Source organism: Longimonas sp. (assembly GCF_046498435.1).
Classification (GTDB): domain Bacteria; phylum Bacteroidota; class Rhodothermia; order Rhodothermales; family Salinibacteraceae; genus Longimonas.
Genome location: NZ_JAWOAR010000199.1, coordinates 1 through 3,573 on the forward strand (window position 1 = coordinate 1; position 3,573 = coordinate 3,573).

At 59.1% G+C, this 3,573-nt stretch carries 2 protein-coding genes; one reads left to right on the forward strand and one right to left on the reverse strand.

Features of this window, described 5'->3' with window-relative positions:
- Window positions 1-816, forward strand: an 816-nt coding sequence (locus tag R6U20_RS07450) for a RagB/SusD family nutrient uptake outer membrane protein (protein WP_410337230.1), incomplete at its 5' end; no start/stop codon positions are given.
- A 1,271-nt stretch (window positions 817-2,087) separates the two neighbouring features.
- On the opposite strand, the gene R6U20_RS07455 is transcribed toward R6U20_RS07450, so the two are convergent.
- Window positions 2,088-3,573 (reverse strand): alpha/beta hydrolase family protein (locus R6U20_RS07455; RefSeq protein WP_410337231.1); only part of this gene is annotated, 1,486 nt, incomplete at its 5' end.

The following is a 3,573-nucleotide window of genomic DNA, read 5'->3' on the forward strand; positions in this document are numbered from 1 at the left end:
GTTGTTAACTCGCTCAAAGCACGGATTGCCATTTTCCAGGACAATCCTGCTGAAGCGGCCAGCTTCGCTGAAGATGGACTGCAGCCTGGCGACCCGGCATTCCAAAATGAGTACATCGACCGTTCGGGCAACCAGTCGAACATTTGGGATGTGCAGGGCGGCATCGGGCGCGCGCAGGCTGCACCTGCTCCGCGTTTCTTCTACAGCCCCGACTACCTGGACGAAGATTTTGACGCTGCCGAGGCTTCTCGTATTCGCGTTCTCGACCCCGCTGGAAGTGACGCCGACCCGGAGCATGACGCCTATACGGTCGATTCAGGCGTCGTGACCGATGATGGCAACTTCTTCGCCAACCGCGATGCTCTGCACCCGCTTCGGTTCCCGGTCAACCTTTCGGCAGGAGACGAAGCTATTCTGCCCCTACAGGGACGCTATCCGAACCCTGGTGAGAACATCGACTTCATCACCTGGCAAGAGATGCATCTGATTCGGGCTGAAGCTGCCGAGCGCGGTGCAACGTCAGAAGATCCGCTCGCTCTCGTCAATGAAGTGCGTGACTCGCACGGCCTTGATGCGATTGAGGCTGCCGACTACGATGGCATAAACACCATCTTCATGGAGCGCGACAAAGAGATGTTCACAACAGGCATCCGCCTTGTGGATCAGCGCCGGGCCTCTGTAAACGAAATCCCTGGCCTCGACCTTGATCGGCATGGATGGCATCTCGAAGATGCCTCTGAAACGCTCTGGTGGTACCTCCCCATCACGCTCGCCGAGCGCAACAATAACCCGAACCTGCCCACGGAACTGCCCTAACGGACGGTTCTGAGGTTTGCCTAATCCAATTAGGCATTCGGTTGGTCTGCTGAATATGCCATTGTGCAGACTACACAAGCCCATCCTCGTTTGCGCGGGGATGGGCTTGCTGTTTGTGGGCACTGCACGTGTAATACCAACTCCGCATCCTTCGTTGGTGTATGGAGGAATCGAAGGGGGAGCGGGTGAACGAAAAACGGTAGCTGTTAGATCGCAAGTGATGCATTGCAAGCAGTCATCCCGGACAATCCCGATCCCTGTCAGGGGCTGATCCGGAATCTATCTAACACCGATCGCTTCAGGATTAGCAGATACCCAGTACAGTTACTACACTGGGAGTTACGCACTTGACCCGAGGGGCGTCATTTCCTGCCTGTGGACGGGGCGGAGCCCCTAAACGACGGCGTCACGAGGCAGAGCCTCGCGACGAGATGACATTCGTGAGTTGCAACTGCGTACGTCCTGTATGAGTCCTGCCTTCATCTCCAGTCATGCTGAACGCAGTGAAGCATCTCAGGTCACGCAGACAGAGCGTCTGCTTGGGGCATGCGTAATACCAAATCCGGTTGCAGCACTCCGATGAGGAGTTACGCACTTGACCCGAGGGGCGCCATTTCCTGCCTGTGGACGGAGCGGAGCCCCTAAACGACGGCGTCACGAGGCAGAGCCTCGCGACGAGATGACATTCGTGAGTTGCAACTGCGTACGTCCTGAAACAGACGCTTGAGCGCTTTCCTGTGGGCTGTGAGCGTATGATCGATCTCCGTTTCGCCGTGGGCCGTGCTGAAAAAGAAGGATTCGAAGGGAGATGGTGGCAGTGAGAAGTACGCACGACGGCATTGATGTGCAAAGGGAGACGAGGGTCGTTCGGGGAACGAAAGACTCAGTCCTCGAACGGATTAACGAGAGTGATCCCGTCGACTGACTCGAAGTCTGACGTATTGCGGGTGACGAGCGGGAGATCATGGTACATGACAAAAAAATTGCGAGCCTACATATTATACCATCTGCGCTGAATCATTATACAGGTGTTTGCAATCGGTGAGCGACGAAACTCGCCTTAATGTCGCCGGGGACGCAGGCGGTCCCCGGCTATGGGCTGCAAATCCTTAGCCCGGGATCAGGAGCGAAGCGCTGGGAGCACCGCGACCGAGTACTCCTGGGGGGCGGATATCCCGGGCGGCCTCCAACCTAACGTGTACATCGAAGTCTCGCACCTGGTATTATGTCGGTTATGCCAGGTTATGTCGGGACACTTCGCTCAACCCTGCTCACTCCACTTCGTAGCCCAGCGTGCGGCCTTTCTCGGTGGCCGGAATGCCGTCTTCGAGCCACGTCGGTGCCTCGGCATCCATCAGGTAGTGGTCAAAGAACTGCTGCATGCGCATCTGCCAGTCCACCTTTAGGTGATACTCGGTCGGCCAGTGGGGTTCGCCGTTGTAGTTGATGAGCCAGGCGGGCTTGCCCAGCCGACGCATCGCCATGAACATTTCTACGCCCTGCTCAAACGGCACCGCGCCGTCTTCGTCGTTGTGCATCATCATGAGGGGCGTGTCGATGCGGTCGGCGTAGAAGAGCGGCGAGTTCTCCCAGTAGCGGGTAGGATGCTCCCACAGCGATCCGCCAATGCGGCTTTGCGTCTGCTCGTACTGAAACATGCGACTGCGCCCGGTGCGCCGCCGGATGCCGCCGTACGCACTGGTCATGTTGGCGACAGGCGCTCCGGCTTCGGCGGCTGCAAACAGGTCGGTGCGCGTAATCATGTACGCAATCTGGTAACCGCCCCAACTATGGCCCTGCACGCCAATGCGCTCGCGGTCGATAAATGGCGCGTCGGCCAGTTCTGTAACGCCTGGCATGATGCTGTTGTAGGCGCTTTCGCCCGGGTATCCCTCTTCGTACACAATATCGGGCACGAACACGACGTAGCCCCGGCTGGCGTAAAACGTGGGATTGATGATGGAGCGGTGCGGCGCAGGGGCCCAGTGGTTGTGCAGGTTGTCGCTGTTGCGCTCATAGAAGTAGACCATGAGCGGATACGTCTCGTTTGCGTCGAAATCGTCGGGCTTGTAGATGATGCCGTCGAGCGTTTCGCCATGGAGCGCCGTCCACGACGTGAGTTCGGCGGTGCTCCATCGGTAGTCGGACTGCTGCGGGTTGGCGCTGCTAACCTGCACGGGATCGTCGAAGTTGGGCGGGGCCGTCCATAGATCGGGAAACTCGCTCACATCTTCGCGCTGGTAGAGCAGGCGGTCGCTGTCGGCGGCCTGCGTGAGGCCCGAGAAGCGGCGGTCCATCATGATACGCTCGGTGGGGGCATCGCCATCTACGGTGCCTTCGTAGTAGCCCGAGGCTTTGGAGTCGGTGTGGAAGGCATGCAGCATCAGCGGTTCGTCGGGGTCGAGGGCATCGGCCTCGTCGTCGAGCTGCCGGATGCGAAACTGAAGTGCCTCGTTGCGCCCGAGACCGCCCGTGAGGTTGGTCGGGGTGTCAGGAGAAGATGGATCAACCGCCCAAACGTCGAAGCGGTCATAGATGAGAAAAGCCTCGTCATCGGTGAGCCAGCCTGCGGATCCATACGGAAACGGGGAGGCGGGGAGGTCGTGGTCTTCGTTGTAGAGCGGCGCGTCAATGGCCTGCCCCAGATCGACCGGCGTGCTGCCTGCCTCGACGGACTGCGCCCACCACGTTTCGGCAGTGCCGTCCCACCACGTCAGGTATTCGGCTTCGGGCGAGAGCTCGGCTTCGGCCTGGATA